General features: G+C 51.6%; 16 protein-coding genes. 6 read left to right on the top strand and 10 right to left on the bottom strand.

Features of this window, described 5'->3' with window-relative positions; all coding sequences use genetic code 11:
• Positions 1-63: 63 nt before the first annotated feature.
• The 6 genes from ACTF5M_RS05335 to ACTF5M_RS05310 form a co-directional block, all read right to left on the bottom strand.
• Complete coding sequence (locus ACTF5M_RS05335) at positions 64-843, bottom strand: SDR family oxidoreductase (RefSeq protein ID WP_438960034.1); 780 nt, start codon at positions 841-843, stop codon at positions 64-66.
• Between the two features lie 24 nt (positions 844-867).
• The gene (locus ACTF5M_RS05330; RefSeq protein WP_438960033.1) at positions 868-1,818 is read right to left on the bottom strand and encodes a calcium/sodium antiporter; all 951 of its coding nucleotides are present in this window, start codon (positions 1,816-1,818) and stop codon (positions 868-870) included.
• Positions 1,815-1,982 (bottom strand): hypothetical protein, encoded by a 168-nt coding sequence (locus tag ACTF5M_RS05325; RefSeq protein ID WP_438960032.1) that lies wholly within the window; start codon positions 1,980-1,982, stop codon positions 1,815-1,817. Before ACTF5M_RS05325 ends, ACTF5M_RS05330 begins: the two co-directional genes overlap by 4 nt.
• Before the next feature lie 10 nt (positions 1,983-1,992).
• Positions 1,993-2,784, bottom strand: coding sequence for a S49 family peptidase (locus ACTF5M_RS05320; protein WP_438960031.1), 792 nt, complete (start codon positions 2,782-2,784; stop codon positions 1,993-1,995).
• Positions 2,785-2,848: 64 nt separating this feature from the next.
• A complete protein-coding gene (locus tag ACTF5M_RS05315) occupies positions 2,849-3,610 on the bottom strand; it encodes an ABC transporter permease (protein WP_048599147.1) in 762 nt (253 codons plus the stop codon).
• On the bottom strand, positions 3,607-4,569 hold the full coding sequence (locus ACTF5M_RS05310; RefSeq protein ID WP_438960030.1) for an ABC transporter ATP-binding protein: 963 nt from the start codon (positions 4,567-4,569) through the stop codon (positions 3,607-3,609). Before ACTF5M_RS05310 ends, ACTF5M_RS05315 begins: the two co-directional genes overlap by 4 nt.
• Before the next feature lie 129 nt (positions 4,570-4,698).
• Between ACTF5M_RS05310 and ACTF5M_RS05305 the strand changes: the two genes are divergently transcribed.
• The 3 genes from ACTF5M_RS05305 to ACTF5M_RS05295 are packed head-to-tail and all read left to right on the top strand — an operon-like array spanning position 4,699 to position 7,904.
• Positions 4,699-5,619, top strand: coding sequence for an XdhC family protein (locus ACTF5M_RS05305; RefSeq protein WP_438960029.1), 921 nt, complete (start codon positions 4,699-4,701; stop codon positions 5,617-5,619).
• A gap of 56 nt (positions 5,620-5,675) precedes the next feature.
• On the top strand, positions 5,676-7,130 hold the full coding sequence (locus ACTF5M_RS05300; RefSeq protein ID WP_438960028.1) for an aldehyde dehydrogenase family protein: 1,455 nt from the start codon (positions 5,676-5,678) through the stop codon (positions 7,128-7,130).
• A 27-nt stretch (positions 7,131-7,157) separates the two neighbouring features.
• Entirely contained in the window at positions 7,158-7,904 is a 747-nt protein-coding gene (locus ACTF5M_RS05295) for an SDR family oxidoreductase (RefSeq protein ID WP_438960027.1), read from the top strand.
• Positions 7,905-8,434: 530 nt separating this feature from the next.
• Here ACTF5M_RS05295 and ACTF5M_RS05290 read toward each other — a convergent pair.
• The 4 genes from ACTF5M_RS05290 to ACTF5M_RS05275 form a co-directional block, all read right to left on the bottom strand.
• Complete coding sequence (locus ACTF5M_RS05290) at positions 8,435-9,646, bottom strand: polysaccharide biosynthesis/export family protein (protein ID WP_438960026.1); 1,212 nt, start codon at positions 9,644-9,646, stop codon at positions 8,435-8,437.
• Positions 9,639-11,597, bottom strand: a complete 1,959-nt coding sequence (locus ACTF5M_RS05285; protein WP_438960025.1) for a GumC family protein — start codon at positions 11,595-11,597, stop codon at positions 9,639-9,641. The genes ACTF5M_RS05290 and ACTF5M_RS05285 overlap by 8 nt, the downstream gene beginning before the upstream one ends.
• A 288-nt stretch (positions 11,598-11,885) precedes the next feature.
• On the bottom strand, positions 11,886-12,470 hold the full coding sequence (locus ACTF5M_RS05280) for a glycosyltransferase family 29 protein (RefSeq protein ID WP_438960024.1): 585 nt from the start codon (positions 12,468-12,470) through the stop codon (positions 11,886-11,888).
• 29 nt (positions 12,471-12,499) lie between these two features.
• A complete protein-coding gene (locus ACTF5M_RS05275; protein WP_438960023.1) occupies positions 12,500-13,147 on the bottom strand; it encodes a glycosyltransferase family 4 protein in 648 nt (215 codons plus the stop codon).
• A 1,110-nt stretch (positions 13,148-14,257) separates the two neighbouring features.
• Between ACTF5M_RS05275 and ACTF5M_RS05270 the strand changes: the two genes are divergently transcribed.
• From ACTF5M_RS05270 to ACTF5M_RS05260, 3 genes are all read left to right on the top strand, one after another.
• A complete protein-coding gene (locus ACTF5M_RS05270) occupies positions 14,258-15,427 on the top strand; it encodes a capsule assembly Wzi family protein (protein WP_438960022.1) in 1,170 nt (389 codons plus the stop codon).
• 741 nt (positions 15,428-16,168) lie between these two features.
• A complete protein-coding gene (locus ACTF5M_RS05265) occupies positions 16,169-16,495 on the top strand; it encodes an H-NS histone family protein (RefSeq protein ID WP_438960021.1) in 327 nt (108 codons plus the stop codon).
• A gap of 252 nt (positions 16,496-16,747) precedes the next feature.
• Positions 16,748-16,933 (top strand): sugar phosphate nucleotidyltransferase (locus tag ACTF5M_RS05260; protein ID WP_438960020.1); only part of this gene is annotated, 186 nt, incomplete at its 3' end.

The raw sequence follows: 16,933 nt of genomic DNA, 5'->3' as shown, positions 1-16,933 counted from the left end.
AAGTTTTTGTAACGGTTTGGTAAAGTCGGCTATGATCGGTGCACAACTTAAAAGAGAGCTTGATCACTCGATCCCTTGGACATCCGGTGTTTGCCAGCCCAAGTGCTGTGCACCATCCACGCAGATAAGCTGTCCAGACACGGCTGGCGCATCCAAAAAGTAACCAAGTGCGGCGGTTATGTCGGAAGTGTTAGCGCCACGCCCAAGCACCGTATTTTTACGCTGACCCGCAAAATGCGCATCAGACTGCCTCGCGCCCTGAAGGGTCGGACCTGGCCCAATTGCGTTCACGCGCACATCCGGTGCAAGGCCCTGTGCAGACGTTTGGGTGAGCGCCCAAAGTCCCATCTTCGCAATCGTATAACTTGAGAATTCTGGCGTCAGTTTACGAACACGCTGATCAATCATGTTCACAATCAGACTTTGAGCGATCGGCTCACCGTTACTGTCCAACTGGCCCTTGGGCGCATGAGCGGCAACTGCTTGGCTTAAAACATAGGGCGCGCGCAAATTACTCTTGATATGGCGATCCCAACTGCTACGAGTCGCGGTTTGCAATGTGTCGTATTCAAAAATAGACGCGTTGTTAACCAAACACGTAATTGGCCCGCCCAGTACAGACATCGCATTTGGAACAAGCGCTTGGGTATCGTTTTCGCTTAACAAATCAGCCTGCAGAGCAACCGCCTTACCCCCCATGCCTTCGATTATGCCAACCACGTCACCTGCGTCTTGTGCAGACGAGGCGTAGTGCACAGCAACGCTATATCCGCGCTCTGCAAGATAGATTGCCATCGCGCGGCCCAGCCGTTTGCCCGCGCCCGTGACCAATGCGTTCTTCATAAAATCCATCCTTCCAGTGGGCGGTTAAACCAGCAACGTCACCAGATAAGAGACATAAAGCGCCGTCAGGATCGCGCCAGTGCCACGCATCATATTCCATTTGCAAAATACAAATGGGACCAAGACGAGCGACGCCGCCGCCATCACCCACAGATCAAACGTCAACACACCTTGATCGACCTCGATGAGGCCTATGAAGCTTGCAATGCCAATGATCGCCAGCAAGTTAAACATGTTAGAGCCGATGACGTTGCCAATCGCCACATCCGCTTGCTTGCGATACGCGGCAGCAACTGTAGTGGCCAGCTCAGGCAGTGAGGTTCCTATAGCGATCAAGGTCAAGCCAATCACCGTTTCTGACACGCCGAAGCTGCGCGCGATAATAACCGAGTTCTCGACCAAAAGGCTTGCACCCAAAGGGAGCCCTATCAAACCGAAAAGCAAAAAGGCGCTGATCTTCCACCACGCCATGTCGGGATCTGCGCCCTCAGGCTCGTCCTCATCGATAACCTGTCCCGCAGCACGCGCACGCTTTGCATCAAAAAATTGATCTGCCAATATGGCAAAAAGAGCTGCCAGAAAGACCAAACCGTGCACCCATGTGATGGGGCCAAAGAATGCGCCAGCTATGAAAAGCGCAGTCGCTAAGATCATGTAGACAAAGCTTTTCCGCGTGTCACAGCCCGCCGTATGCAGCCCCGCCAACAAAGCAGGCACGCCCAAGACAAGCAACACATTGGCGGTGTTTGAGCCAACCACGTTACCCATCGCGATACCGGGCGCCCCATCGACAATCGCCTCAACCGCAATCAGCAATTCAGGGGCGGACGTACCAAAAGCAACAATCGTCAAGCTTACGATCAATGCAGGAATCCCAAGGCGCAGCGCAAAGTTGACCGCGCCTTTTACCAGCGCATCCCCCGCAATCAGCAGCAAGACCAAACCAGCAGCCGTGAGTAAAAGTGCCGTGGTCATTTACGTTTTACTCCGCATGCACATGGGCCTTTGCCAATTCTGAACCGGCCGCAGCTTGGGCACTTGGCATTCGCTAATGCTTGCTGACCGGGGTAACGCAGTTTGCCGAACATCGCCAAAACCACCATCGCGATCAGAAACAGAGAGACGATTTTCATCAGCATGGCGCGCGCCCTATAGGCCAAAGCGCGCAAATTGTGCCCGCTCTTCAATCTGATGAACTAAACCGCCAACTGTAGACGCGCCAACCCGTGACAAAAGCGATTTACGCTGGCCATAAACGCGGAACTTCACTTTTTTGCCAAAGCGCTCTTTCAGGGTTGGAACCAGATGCCCGACACCATCCGCAAGACCTACGTCAACTGCACTTTGGCCGACCCAAATCTCACCAGTGAACAAATCACGCTCAACCAATTTATTCGCACGGCGGCTTCTAATTTGCTGTTTGAACGTCTCGTGAAGCTGCTCAAGAATAACGTTAAGGCGGGCTACGTCTTCGGGGTTTTCAGGCTTAAACGGATCGTTCATCGATTTTGAGGTGCCGGCAGTGTAGACACGGCGCTCAATGCCGTAACGCGCGATCAACTCACTCATACCGAAGCCCGCACTGATTACTCCGATTGAGCCTACCACCGATGTGGCATCAACAAAAATCTCGTCCGCAGCGGAGGCAAGCCAATACCCACCGGAAGCTGCAACATCTTCAACAAACGCAAAAACGGGGATCTCTTTTTCATCCGCAAGCTGGCGAATACGCGCCGCAATCAATGATGATTGCGCAGGGCTACCACCAGGTGAATTAATCACAAGCGCAACCGCTTTTGGCTTTCCCTTGGCGAATGCTTTTTCGATCATGGCTGCCGCGCCTGCATCATTCAGGCCGCGACCACTACTTGCGATCATGCCGTTCAACCGAACAACAGAGATAACAGGCGAGGATTTTCTGAATGGGATAAAGCGCTTCATGAGCGTGATGTAGAGTGCGCAAGCACCTGCTACAAGTGCCCGCCCTCAAATCAAACTGTTCGGTTTAGGAACGCAAACGATATCCCGTTTTGAAAATCCACCACACGATGCCAAGGCAAATCGCTGTAAATGCACAAATCGCAAAAAGACTAACACCAATACTAACGTCAGAGGTCCCAAAGAAAGACCAGCGAAAGCCCGAAACCAGATACACCACGGGGTTGAATAGCGTGATCGTCTGCCAGACGGGCGGTAGCATTGTGATCGAGTAAAAGGTCCCTCCAAGAAAGCCCAGAGGCGTCAAAACTAAAAGCGGGATCAGTTGTAGTTGCTCAAAATTGCTAGCCCAAATCCCAATAATAAAGCCAAGCAGACTAAACGAAAGGCAGGTCAAAATCAGAAATGCGAACATCGCCAGCGGATGCGCAATTTGTAGGTCAACAAACAGATATGACGTCGCCAAAATGATCACGCCGATAATGAGTGACTTCACCGTGGCCGCACCAACGTAGCCGATAACGATCTCGAAGAAATTGATTGGCGCAGAAAGAAGCTCATAAATCGTACCGACAAATTTTGGTAAATATATACCAAAGCTGGCGTTACTGGCAGATTGGGTCATCACCGTCAACATGATCAAGCCCGGCACGATGAACGCGCCGTAACTGACACCGTCAACATCTGTAATGCGGCTTCCGATTGCTGTGCCAAATACTACAAAGTACAGGGCGGTAGAAATGACAGGGGCCAGCAAAGACTGCGCAGCCGTGCGAAAAAAACGCGCCATCTCAAAAAAGAAAATCGCTTTGATGCCGTAAATATTCATGCCGCGTCTCCTGCGTTTGCCGTGCGTGCATCTTGGTCTGCGACAAGCCCAACAAAGATTTCCTCAAGACTGGATTGTTTCGTCTGGATATCGCGCAGCATAAACCCTGCGGCCTGCAAATCACCAAGCAATGTGGTAATGCCTGTCCGCTCTGCGTTGATGTCATAGGTGTAGATCAGCGTGGCAAGATCATCCGTCACACCCAGGTCGTAATGACCAAGCGCCTCCGGAAGCTTGTCTGATGCGAGAGGTTCAGTCAGATCAATCTGCATCTGCTTCTGACCCAATTGCTGCATCAACTCAGCCTTGTCTTGCACCAACAAGATTTGCCCACCGTTGATAACACCGATGCGGTCAGCAACCTCCTCGGCTTCTTCAATGTAATGGGTCGTCAAAATAATCGTCACACCGCTTGCCTTCAGGTCCTGCACCACCGCCCACATATCTTTGCGCAGCTCCACATCAACACCGGCGGTCGGCTCATCAAGAAACAAAACACGCGGCTCATGGGCCAGTGCTTTTGCAATCAGCACACGGCGCTTCATGCCACCTGACAGTTCACCAATTTTAGCGTTTCGTTTATCCCACAAGCTTAGTTGACGAAGGATTTTTTCGATGTGCGCCTCGTCCGCGGGCTTACCAAAAAGACCACGGGAGAACCGCACAGTCGCAATCACTTTTTCAAAATGCTCCAGATTAAGCTCTTGTGGCACAAGCCCGATCATCGCCCGCGTTTTGCGGTACTCCGCGTTGATATCGAAGCCACCAACAGAAACGGTCCCAGAGGTGGGGTTTGTAATGCCACAAATCGACGAAATAAGCGTCGTCTTTCCTGCACCATTTGGGCCCAAAAGCGCAATAATCTCGCCTTCATTAATCGTAAGGTTCACGCCCTTAAGCGCCTCAAAGCCGCTTTTGTAGCGTTTCACCAATCCATTTACTTCAATAATCGCGCCCATTTTGGCCCCCATACGTTTGCGCGCACCTTACCCGAACCACAGTTGGGTGTAAGTCGCATATTTGCACATAGCCGTTGCACCCGAATTGCCCTTGCCTACGCGTAGCACAGCACTCGCATTTACAGCGATATGATAAATCCGTCTTCCAACCACGCTTCAGACGACGTGCTTGCTGCTTTGGCGTGCAAACCGCACAACGCGGTTCTTGCCGTAATCAGCGAAACAACCGGCCCGTCTTATCGCAACGTTGGCGCGATGATGGCGTTTTGGGCGGATGGGGCCCGCATTGGTGCGCTAAGTTCGGGCTGTATTGAAGATGATCTCGCCTTGCATGCGGCAGAGGTTTTGGCGAAGGGCACACCCAAGGCGGTAAGATGTGGCATTGGCTCACCGTTTATGGACATGGCGTTGCCCTGCGGGGGCGGGGTTGAAATTGTGCTGTTTTCGCAGCCCTCAGCCAGGGCGATTGAACGCGCCATGGCCTTGCGCACTGCCAGACAGGCTTTTCACCTCACCTTTGATCGTGTTTCTGGCAAAGTTCGCGCTTTGACTGACATACCAGAGCGATCGACAGACATGTTGCACGTGCATATCGCGCCTGAAGTCATGGTCCACATCATTGGTACGGGCCCCGAAACCATCGCACTAGCGAACCTGTGTCATGCCCTGCACTACCATGTCGCGATAGCCTCGCCCGAACTTGAACGTATCAAACCACACCTAAGCCCACTCATCGACGCCACACACATGACGCACGCGGAGCCGCCCCGCCATTGGAAAGTGGATGCACGCAAGGCAGTGGTGCTCTTGTTTCATGAACACAGTTGGGAGCCCCCGATCCTTGCGCACACACTGGATAGTGACGCGTTCTACATCGGTGCGCTTGGCAGTTTGCAGACCCACCAAAACAGGCTGAAGTACCTATCTGCACTTGGTGTCAGCGATGAGGCCACCGCACGACTACGGCCCCCCATCGGGCTTATTCCTTCTGTCCGCGACTCGCGCAGCTTGGCCATCTCTGTGTTGTCCGACATTATCTCCATTGCCTAAAGCGGCCAAGTTCGCTCAACTCTTGTAAAGACCAGCAAGAGCTGAGGTAGCATAAGATGAGCGTACGGCCCCTTGATATTGATCCACGTCACTGCCTGATTGATGGCAGATGGCAGGCCTGCGAGAGCGGCCAAACGCTTGAGCTGAAGAACCCTTCCGATGGCACCTTGCTGTGTGAAATTGCCAGAGGTAGCGCTGAAGATATCGACGCAGCTGTAGATGCAGCAACCCGCGCCCTTGATGGGCCATGGAGCCGCCTCACCGCTTTTGAGCGCGGGCGTATACTCGCAAAGATCGGACGGCTTGTTCTTGAGAATACGGATGAGTTGGCACGCCTTGAGGCCCTTGATGTGGGCAAACCTCTCACGCAAGCCAAGGCAGACGTAACAGCGCTTGCCCGCTATATGGAGTTCTACGGCGGCGCGGCGGATAAAGTGCATGGCACGACAATCCCGTATCTTGATGGGTACACGGTTTACACTCTTCGCGAGCCACACGGAGTGACAGGGCACATCATTCCATGGAACTACCCGATGCAAATCATTGGCAGGTCCGTTGGGGCTGCGCTGGCAATGGCTAATGCGGCCGTTTTGAAACCCGCAGAGGAAGCGTGCCTTACAGCACTTGCTTTTGGCGAATTGGCGCGACGTGCCGGCCTACCGGACGGCGTGCTGAACATCGTGCCCGGCTTAGGTGCAGAGGCAGGCGCCGCGCTCAGCGCTCACAAATCCGTCCACCACATCAGCTTCACCGGTTCAGTTAACATCGGCAAATTGATCCAAAACTCCGCCGCAGAAAACGTGGTGCCCGTAACGCTTGAGTTGGGCGGAAAGTCACCACAGTTGGTTTTTGCAGATGCAAATATCGAGGCGGCCCTACCATTTTTGGTCAACGCCGGTATCCAAAACGCAGGCCAAACATGCTCGGCATCATCGCGCATATTGGTACAGCGCAGCCGCTATGACGAAGTGCTGGACGCAATGTCTAAACGCTATATCGCATTGACAGCAGGTCCCGCACTCGAGGATCATGATGTTGGGCCGCTGGTATCATCAAGACAGAAAGAGATCGTCGAGAGCTTTATTGCCAAAGGTCATGATCTGGAATGTGCCGCCCGTGGCAAGATCATCGACAGCGCACCGGACGGTGGGGCCTATGTGGCACCTGCTTTGTTCTCCAATGTCCCGTCAGATCACAGCTTGGCCCAAGATGAAATCTTTGGGCCCGTCCAAGTTCTCATCCCATTTGATGATGAAGACGAAGCCATCGCAATTGCCAACGGGACAGATTTCGGGCTGGTCGCATCAGTTTGGTCTGAGAACGGCGCCCGCCAGATGCGCTTGGCAAAAAGGCTCCGAGCCGGACAGGTGTTTTTGAATAACTACGGCGCAGGCGGCGGCGTTGAATTGCCCTTCGGCGGCACGGGGCTTTCGGGACACGGGCGCGAAAAGGGCTTTGAGGCGCTTTATGGTTTTTCAACGTTGAAAACAGTCGCGGCCCGTCACGGCTAAACTTTCGCACGAACAGGATCTATTCTCATGAGACTTGCAGGAAAAACGGCAATAGTAACGGGCGGCGCATCAGGTTTTGGCGCAGGGATTGTGCGCAAATTTGTAGCAGAGGGCGCGCGCGTCATGATCGCGGATTTAAACACAGACTTGGCACGGGAAACCGCAGAACAAATAGGTGGTAACGTGGAGGTCATCCACTGCAACGTGGCCAATTACGCGAGCGTTCAGGCAATGGTGGAGGCGGCTCAAGCGGTCTTTGGCCGGATCGATATTTTGATCAACAACGCGGGCACCACACACCTACCTGCCCCGATGGAAGATGTCAGCGAGGAAGACTTCGACAAAGTCTTTGCTGTAAATTGTAAGTCCGTCTACCTGACTGCGAAATACGTCGTCCCCTTGATGAAGGCCCAAGGATCAGGCGCAATCTTGAACGTGGCTTCAACCGCAGGCGTTTCACCCCGCCCCCGCCTGAATTGGTACAACGCTTCAAAGGGGTGGATGAACAACGCCACAAAAGGAATGGCCGTCGAACTGGCCCCAAGCGGCGTGCGTGTAAATGCAATCAACCCTGTGGCCGGCGAAACCCCACTGCTGAAAACTTTCATGGGCGAAGACACCCCCGAGGTCCGCGCCAAGTTTCTGTCCACCATTCCATTGGGACGTTTTTCAAGCCCCGAAGATATGGGAAACGCAGCATGCTACTTATGCTCGGACGAGGCGAGTATGGTGACAGGCGTATGCATGGAGGTAGACGGCGGCCGGTGTATTTAGGCACACGTATCGCCACTAATTGATTACGCCGATTATCAAACTAACCAATGCTAATGGCTGTTCCTCACATTGTGTCGCAACTGACACTCAATAAACTGTTCCTGTAGCCACTACATCTGTTCCCGTGGATATTGCGCCAAAGGCTTGCACTTAGCCCCGACAACCATAACCCAAGCATCCCATATGACCATCACCCAAGTACACTACCTCACGTGTTCATTTATATCTTCTTTCGGTCGAATATAACCAAATTTGCCCATGCAGAAATTGCCAACTGAGCAGGCCATTTGTCATGGTCCGATCTCTGGATTAAAAGCGAGCGACAGAGATCTGCATTCCTGCAGTGCCACATTATTCCGACACAGTGCATATTCGCCGCACCTGGTCTGGACCTCCCACCCGTGTACGTCACCTAACGCTTCACATCAAAAATGTATTTTTTAGCCTACGCTCTATTGAGAACAACTAAGATAAGTCGATGCCTGTTCCAATAGGTCAAATTCGCAACCCAGAGCCTCAAAAATATGAGACTAGGGTATGTTGCCTGCCTCAATATCACGCAACAAAATACGAAGAGGCGTTATGTTCGCCAACGTGCGGTTCAATGTCATAATTGGCTGTTCAGCAACAAACACAATATCATTGGGCCGCAACTCCACTTCATTTGCAACGAGCAAGCTTAAAGGGCTCTGCGCGTCAAGCTGGTGGGCTTCAACAGGCTTTCGACCACGAAGCAAATAGACCGCTGAACGCTGCGCCGACGTGCTTGCTAGAGGGCCAGCTGGCGCGAATAGAATATCGGCAAGCGTTTGTCTAACCTCTGGTTGGATGGGCATAATCTGTGGAGCGACCCCTCCGAGAAGAAAAACTTTACCCGGCAAATACTTTAATGTTTGCACAAAAAAGTGATCATCGCCTTGAATGAGCACCTTGGGGGCATTTTCAGCAAGTAAGTCCGCTAATCGGAAAGAGTAGGTTTTACCACCACGCTGAACTTTTATAAGAGTGAGTGCACTTTCGTTAAAAGCAACACCCGATGTCGCAATTACCTCACGCAGTGTTGTGCCCTTATCAGTAATAGGTATCACTGAGCTGGCACGACCCGAGGCGCCGTCAGTTGTGAGATAAGCACGCTGCGAGTTGAAACGCTGAATTTCCATCTGAAAATTAGGAGCACTTCCATTTCGAATGAGAATGCTGCGAACTTCGTCCCTCAGCTCCGAAATCTCACGGCCAACGGCCTCAATTCGCCCGACACCGATTAGGAAAATGCTGCCGTCTGTACCAACCCGACCAGTGGTCGAAATAATATTCGATGAGCTTGACGGAAGTGAAACGCCGGCTGGCAGGCCGTTATCCCCAACGTCAACTCCGGCAGACAGCCTAGCAATTGAGGGACTAGCGTCAGTGTACTGAATGAGTGCGACCTCGTCACCAACGCCCAGCTTGTATGGCTGGTTACCAACTATTGGTGGGAAAGAGGTCTTGCGGAGCGATCTTTCGGAAACGGCATTGGCGGACGAGCCGCTCCCGGGCATAGAAACGATTCTGTCGTAGCTACCTGAATTGAGGTTTTTTGCTGCTGCAAAATCAAGGGCCCGGACATTAATTTCAAACTCCTCCTGGCCCTCAGCGTCTGGAGAAACGCCACGCAAAGCAACGGGTTCAACGATGGCCGAACATCCGAAGAGTGATAAGACGGCGGCTATTAAAATAGCCTTTCTAGTCATGAGATTACGCATGAAAGGCAACTCCCAACGTGCCTCGTTGCAGCATGCGCTGCACCGACTTAATTAATGTTTTCCCGGGCTTAAGTTGCACCCCAAAGAAAGGATCAACAATTGAATTCGACGCGAGGATGACTTCAACGGCATCCGTATTTGCTGCAAAAATCACAATGTCATGTTTCTCTACTAGCGCATCAACGATTTTAGTGACCGATGTAGAGTACAGCAAGTCAAGGTTAGTCACGCCCGCCGGGTAGACATATTCCGTACCCCCGGTTGGGTTCCCCACTTTAACCATGGCGTCTTCAATGTCAGGTGTAAGCTCGCGTTCAACCTCAGAAAGCTCGCGTGACAAGTCAATGAAACCAACATCACGCCCTAGGCTTACGGCCGTAGCTGCAACTATTTTTCCCAGCGCACCGGCGTTGTTCGCAAAGCTCAGATCGCAGATAAAAACAGGGCGGTTTTCGTCGCTACTATCCAATTGGAGAACTGCGTGACGGGCCCAATCAGATTTGATTTTTCCTAAAGATTTATGAATATCCGCCAGCGATTTCCCCCTGAAGCGGCGAACACCTATTGTTTTAAGACTACTAGAAACACCCACAGCCTCAAGCAAGGAGGAGAGCGCAAAATACACGCCGCGGCGCATACCGAGTACCAACGCCACGGCTGAACCCACGAAAACCCCAAGTACCAGGCCAAGAGCTAGGATTAATGTCCTTTTAGGCGCACTTGGGCTAACAGGAACGTCGGCTACTTCAAGAATTCTCGAATTATCAGGCTTAAAACCAGCCACAAGCGACTGGCTCTTAACCTGCTCGATCAAAACGGTGTAGGCCGCCTCAGCAATTTTTAGATCGCGGGTTAACTGAGCGAGCCGCTCCGCGCTCGAGGCGTATTTGGAGGCATCCTGCTCCAATTTCAGAATGTCTCTCTCAAGCGCTGACAGCCTATCACGGATGCTATTCTCAACCTGAGACACGACCCCAACGCTGGGCCACGTCCACGCACTTGCAACTTCACTCACCCCCATAATTCTTCGGAAGCTAGGCTGATCTAACTGCGGAAACTCCTGCCTTAGGCGATCGTAATCACCCTCACCTGGCACGCCTTTAGACAGGATCTCTTTGAGCGCAAGGGCGGCCGCAAGCTGTTCGGCACTGCGCTCACGCTGAGTTCTCATATCATCAAGCATCACCGTCCCAACCGCAAAACTCTCTACGGCTTGAGTGCTATTTTCAAGGCTGTACTGCTGCAGCGCACGCTGCGCTGCTTCCAAATCTTCAGATGCGTCAGCTAGTGTGCGCGAGAGATACTCCAGCTTTTCATCAGTTTCGTCGCTACTTTCCAATGCCTTGAGGGCAATAATTTTACTAACGATGTGATTTGCGATTTCAGCAGCCCTTTCGGGAACCTCATGGTCAACTGTTACCGAGATCGAGCCCGTATCACTCGCTTCTACAGCAACGAGCTCCCCGTATACATTGATCACATTCTGAAGTGCGATACGCTCGGCATCGGGTTTCTCACTTACCATACCCAGCAGCGATTTAATTATGGCCTTCCAAGCTGGGGCAGTTGCGTCGGGATCGTAACTGTTAAACATCTCATCGCTTTTAAGATCCAACTCACGCCCGATTTCCAAAATGAACTCACGTGAGGTCAGTCGCTCAACAATCATCTCAGCGTCACCACCGCCAGTGGGTGCTCCGACGAGAGCCGCTAATCCGCCGAGCTCACCGCCAATACTGCCTAAAATATTGCTCGAGCCACTACTACCAGGCAGTGCAAAAATACTCTTGGCTGAGTACACCTTATCAGCATTCAAAGCATAAAAGCCTGCGCCGACTAGGAACGCTGAAGTAACCAACGCAATCAGAAACTTGTAAGCCCAGATTGTGAGGAAAAGCTCTTTGAGATTGATTTCGTCTTCCGCGGCGTCGGTTGGTTGGTGGTTTGACATCAAGAGAACCTAATTAGTTTCGATTTGGACTACCGGCGATCAGACCATCATGCAATACAGTTAACAGGCTATGGCTGTACAAAACCCAATATTTTCGACACTGAACGAGACCTAGACGTTTAAAACGTTCGGCTGGGAGCCGATACAAAGCCGGCTCGGGCACACACCTACGCCCACCCCCCGTATCCCAGTTAATAAATATTTAAGCGCCACGCAGATTACCGATTAATAGACCAGGGCAGTAGGTTTCGTGACACTAAAGAACTGTTGAATGAGCTGAGCGATCCTTCAAACCACTAAATCGAAGCGACGGTCGTTTTCTATCAAATGTTCAACCCAAATGCGCTCTGCTTCAAAATCGTGCGGCACCTGCGCCGATGTTCGGCTGCCCGTCATTGAGAGCGAGGCAAAGAAGTCAAAACCGAAGAGCTCAATTCGCTCCGCGGGTAAGCGCTTAAGTAGGTCAATGAGCAGTACCCCAGTCGAGGGCCGAGCCCCCAATTCAAGTGATAGAGTATGAAAATCTTTCAGCGGAAATAAGTAGAACCCTTCCGCCGCGGCCGTTCCCCAATCTAACCTGCGTCTTTTGTGGCTCATCCACAAAACGCGTTTTGGGGTTACGCGGCGCTTCAACTCACGAGAATTACGAATGGCGAGTGCATGCCAATCTGTCCGGCACCCGTGAGATTCTGGATTAGACGTTGGAGCCGAATTAATGCGAATAACAATATCCGCCTCATCTATTCGCTTGCCGTGTTTTGCCTGAAGCAAACTACGGGCATTACCTACGAGCGCAATTGATTTACCACTCACGTCGCTCGCAAGAGCGGACAATGCCGCCGAGTGCTCTGCCAGGGCAGCTTCGCTCGACATCCAACGGTCTATATAAAATTTGAGCTGTCTCACGTCTGGAGCAACCTTTGGTATACCTTAACTAAATCTCTAGCCTCAACATCCAGTGACATGCGTTCTAATGCCGAACGACGAGCTTCAATTGACATACGGTTGCGGCGATCATCATTGTCCATCAGGTCAATAAGCTTCGCCTCCAAGTCAGTAATGTCACCCTGCTCGAACAACTCACCATTTATTCCCTCCTCGATTAGCTCGTCAAAGGCGCCAACACCGCGTGTCGCAATTGTCGGGGTGCCACTGGCTAATGCCTCAGCAACAGTGAGGCCAAAACCCTCCAAATGAGAGGGCGCAACATATATCGAAAGCTCACGGTAAGCATCGGCCATCTGGTTTAAAGGCCTTTCCTCAACGAAGTGAATGCGGTCACGAAGGCCAGATTTTTCAACTTTATTTATCATCTCTTCATAATATGCTCGGTCGCGAGAGAGTACGCGCCCCATCACAACCCCAGACCAATCGCTGCGGTCTGCAAGAACACGGCATAGCGCATCCACGAATAGGTCAGTGCCTTTCATCTGCCTAATTCGTCCGAAGCACCCAATAACCTTTGGCATGGTAGCCACATCACCACCGATCGACGGGGTAAAGAGGTCTACATTTACCCCGTGAGGCACAATAACGCAGCCCTTGGGCATGACTGCTGCGTTTATAAGGTTGGTTGCCACAACTTCATCACAAAGTCCTATTAACCAAGTTGTCCAACGAGACCGCTTGCGAGGTGATGCGGATGTAAAAACGATCTTGAGCTTAGATATTCGGAGCCACTTAAGAAGCAGCCCTACAAGGAGCTCATTATTCCGGCGTGCGTGCCAGACACGCGTCTTTCTCGGCAGTAATAAGACGCGCAAGACAGACAAATGAGGGAGGCTCGAGGGCAGTCCAGGCCCAGTTGCCACAATCGGGATCATGCGCGATTGACGATCGACCAATCCCACCACGGTCGCAGTAACACCCGACAGGCGTTTCTTAAAGTTTGGGGCAATTACATCGACGTCAGGGGCCACTCCAGGGCTACCTCTTCTTAAGAACTGTCATTCAGCTTAGCTTAGCTCAACTTAAGCAATAATTTTCATCTATCGCACCACAACCGGTCCATCAAACAAATACCATAATTCCGTAAATCTTACGTACTGGCCCGCAAAGCAATCAGCTCTCAGCTCTCAGCTCTCAGCTCTCAGCTCTCAGCTCTCAGCTCTCAGCTCTCAGCTCTCAGCTCTCAGCTAAGAGCGTTAACCAAATAAATCGCCAAACCCAGACAAAACGACATATGCCCCAGGGCGCAGGAAAAGTACTAAAGAAATTGCCCCAAAGAGATAAACTGCAAATTGAACAGGCCGCGACAACAGTCGGTCCGCAACACGACATCTGCTTTATTTTACGACCCTTGCGGCCAAACAATAGTCAGCTAAAGTCACTCAACAGCAAAGCCACTAACATACTTTTCTCGCAAACTTGCGTAAATGCACCACAAAAAACACGCTAGAGTAAAATTTTACACCATACACAACTAGATGGCAGACGATGTAAGCCCGATGCGAATACAATAAATTAATAAACTAGAACGCCAGCAACCAAACAAAGTCGTTGAATTAAACCGTTGGGCACATTGTAAATAATAAATGTCACATTGAAACTAATGAGGGTTTACTTGCCGGGTATCAGACATTAGCTGAGCGCTTAATATTTGCATGCCAGAAAGCCAGACAATGACCACAAAGCTTCGTTCCAAAAGAATTTTTTCGCAATTGGCTTGGACTTTAAGCGCGCTTTTGGTGTCCATGACAACGGCTAAGGCGGATGGTGCAACATTGCAGCTATCACTCGGAACACGTGATATTCTTCATAATCGCCAAGTTGCCGGGACCAACGGCAAGGCCTTGATGCGCGGAAGCTACACCCAGTCTTTTGGCAAAGTGGATTTGGGCATAAGCCTTGCGGCGGAAGATGCAGCTCAGACATTTAACGCTGACGGATCATACGTTAATCTAAACTTTGGGGACTGGGTGCTGGGCGCGGGAACTGTCGACAGGCACTGGTCATATTCCCCGCACACATCCCTAATTCTATCAACTAACGCACGACCGATGCGTTCGGCCTACCTTAAAAAGACAACCAACACTTCCACATCCCCACTGCTTTCGTGGGTCGGCCCCTGGGGCGGTGAGTTTTTTGTGGGCCAAACTAGCGGTGGACCTGGCAGTGGCGGCGTGAACTTTATGGGCGCACGGCTAGAACTGGAGCCCGTGGCCGGCCTAAAGGCGGAGTTCATCCAGACAGCTCAATTTACTGGAGGTATTGCCTCCGTCGGAACCGCTCTGGCGGGCAACACGAATGAGGGTGCAGGCGCTGAAATCAACAAAATGGCCGGCTTTGGTTTATCCTACTCATTGAACTCAAACCGGGTCTACCTGCAAGCCATTGGAGAGGACGAGGCCGGCGGCCTGCCGTCCTGCTGGATGCACCTCATCGGCCTTGAGCGTAAAATGGATGCGGCCGGCATCCCGACAACGCTTAACATTGAGGTAGTGGACACTCGGATTGACCGAACGACTAATGGATATTGCGGGCCGAATACGGCCTACAATAACGGCACGCACCCCTACACGAATGACGGCTCTGTCATGGGCGCGGCGATTGATAGCGAAGGCAAATCCATCCAGCTCAGCGTAGGGCATAACTTCGGGGCGTATGATTTTGAGTGGGGAATTGGCCAGTACACAGTGAATGACAAGAGCTCGCCCTCGCACCGGCTGGCGAGCCGGCGGGAAGAAGGGCGGATCTATCATATGGGACTGGCCCGGCAAATTGGGTCGCTTAAGCTTTCTGGAACCATGTCGTACCAGGGCCTCGACTTAGACAAGGCCAGTATTAGCAGCGGGCTAGCATTAAACATGACCGCGGAGCGGCGATTTTGACGGAGCGATCCCATTAATGTGTGTCGGCCCCCTCATTCGCGTAGAGTTACCGATGTGTTGATTAAAAAAAACGTCTCGCAACAGCAGCACACATATTGACAAGTAATTGCACCACTTGTTCCCCACACTTGATGTAAGTTGAGGATATGCCCGCCCTAACGCACCAGGGCGGTATGCCGACAAGCACATCAAGAGCGCAAACGACCAAATGTGACGCAACACTGCGACGCTGCGCCATCTGGAAAAGTACAGTGCAGCACTGCATCAAGTCTCACCACACGCGCCAAGCGGAACTCTTGATAGCAACAAAAACTGACCCTAGAATACTGATTTCTGACGGTCTCTCAAAGTATCGGCGGGAAGAGCAAAGCACGGCTTAGGCCTCTTCTCTTTATTATGTGGCAGACATCAAAGTGGAGGTAGTTTGGCAGGGTGGTTATGCAGCGGGTCGCATATCATTATAAACTAATCCGCTTAGGGTATCAGCCACAAAAATCCTACACATCAGGCATAGGTGGCGCTGCAAGCGGCCGGACTGCATTCTAAACACTTAAATATTTGTTATAATGACTATATTTTAAATGATTTATTATCGAACATAAAATTGAACTTAAGTTTAAATATTAAAGTTTCAAAAAAATACTTTTACATAAATTCAATTTCGATTTATGTAAACGGCACTAACGTAGTACAAGTGCATCTACGAAGCACGTAACAATTTTATTTCTTAAATTAACCAACATGAAAGACAGTAAATTGGACCTAGAAAAACTTTCCCTAAAAGAATTAAAAGACCTGCAGGAGCAAGTCGCAGTTGCAATCTTTGATTTTGAAAAGCGCAAGAAATCAGAAGCATTGGCTGAGTTAAAGGCCCTGGCGCAATCCAAAGGATTTTCGCTGGACGAGCTCCTGGACGACACCAAAGGCAAAAAGACGAGAGCGCCCGTAGCGCCCAAATACGCAGACCCAAGCAACCCCGCAAACACTTGGACCGGCCGCGGCCGCAAACCGAAGTGGATGGTCGAAGCCATCGCGAGTGGCCGCTCCCCTGAGGACTTTGCAATTTAGCAGCCGTCACTAAAACTGTGACCGCGACTTACCCAGCGCCGAAGCTTTCATTCAAGCCAGGCCAACAGTCGCGGTCACACACCTACGACCCCAACTAGCCCCACCCAGCGCGGCCAGGGGTTTATCACAGGTATATCCAGGCCTTATGCTTGATATTGGCAGGCGCCACACGCAAGACCAATTGGTTGCGGGCCCGGAGCATATTAAGTAAGTTCCCGCGAGACAGCAACTCCTAAGCACTGGTCGCATTTTATGACATTACGCAAAGCCGTTTTCCCTGTGGCGGGGTTTGGAACTCGCTTCCTTCCAGCCACAAAGGCAATGCCAAAGGAATTGCTGCCCATCGTCGACAAACCTCTCATCCAGTATGCGGCAGAGGAGGCGATTGCCGCCGGGATTGATACACTCATATTTGTCACCGGGCGGAACAAGCGCGCA

This window comes from Nereida sp., assembly GCF_965655635.1.
In the GTDB taxonomy this organism is placed as follows: Bacteria; Pseudomonadota; Alphaproteobacteria; order Rhodobacterales; family Rhodobacteraceae; genus Nereida.
The sequence above is the reverse complement of the archived record's forward strand: the minus strand, read 5'-3'. Positions and strand labels throughout refer to the sequence as shown.

What these genes read in the sequence shown, in the direction of transcription:
- ACTF5M_RS05315 (WP_048599147.1), bottom strand. Translation starts at nt 3,610, where the DNA reads ATGAATATTTACGGCATCAAAGCGATTTTCTTTTTTGAGATGGCGCGT.
- ACTF5M_RS05335 (WP_438960034.1), bottom strand. Translation starts at nt 843, where the DNA reads ATGAAGAACGCATTGGTCACGGGCGCGGGCAAACGGCTGGGCCGCGCG.
- ACTF5M_RS05285 (WP_438960025.1), bottom strand. Translation starts at nt 11,597, where the DNA reads ATGTCAAACCACCAACCAACCGACGCCGCGGAAGACGAAATCAATCTC.
- ACTF5M_RS05265 (WP_438960021.1), top strand. Translation starts at nt 16,169, where the DNA reads ATGAAAGACAGTAAATTGGACCTAGAAAAACTTTCCCTAAAAGAATTA.
- ACTF5M_RS05325 (WP_438960032.1), bottom strand. Translation starts at nt 1,982, where the DNA reads ATGCTGATGAAAATCGTCTCTCTGTTTCTGATCGCGATGGTGGTTTTG.
- ACTF5M_RS05310 (WP_438960030.1), bottom strand. Translation starts at nt 4,569, where the DNA reads ATGGGCGCGATTATTGAAGTAAATGGATTGGTGAAACGCTACAAAAGC.
- ACTF5M_RS05280 (WP_438960024.1), bottom strand. Translation starts at nt 12,470, where the DNA reads ATGTCGAGCGAAGCTGCCCTGGCAGAGCACTCGGCGGCATTGTCCGCT.
- ACTF5M_RS05290 (WP_438960026.1), bottom strand. Translation starts at nt 9,646, where the DNA reads ATGCGTAATCTCATGACTAGAAAGGCTATTTTAATAGCCGCCGTCTTA.
- ACTF5M_RS05305 (WP_438960029.1), top strand. Translation starts at nt 4,699, where the DNA reads ATGATAAATCCGTCTTCCAACCACGCTTCAGACGACGTGCTTGCTGCT.
- ACTF5M_RS05295 (WP_438960027.1), top strand. Translation starts at nt 7,158, where the DNA reads ATGAGACTTGCAGGAAAAACGGCAATAGTAACGGGCGGCGCATCAGGT.
- ACTF5M_RS05320 (WP_438960031.1), bottom strand. Translation starts at nt 2,784, where the DNA reads ATGAAGCGCTTTATCCCATTCAGAAAATCCTCGCCTGTTATCTCTGTT.
- ACTF5M_RS05275 (WP_438960023.1), bottom strand. Translation starts at nt 13,147, where the DNA reads ATGCCCAAGGGCTGCGTTATTGTGCCTCACGGGGTAAATGTAGACCTC.
- ACTF5M_RS05330 (WP_438960033.1), bottom strand. Translation starts at nt 1,818, where the DNA reads ATGACCACGGCACTTTTACTCACGGCTGCTGGTTTGGTCTTGCTGCTG.
- ACTF5M_RS05300 (WP_438960028.1), top strand. Translation starts at nt 5,676, where the DNA reads ATGAGCGTACGGCCCCTTGATATTGATCCACGTCACTGCCTGATTGAT.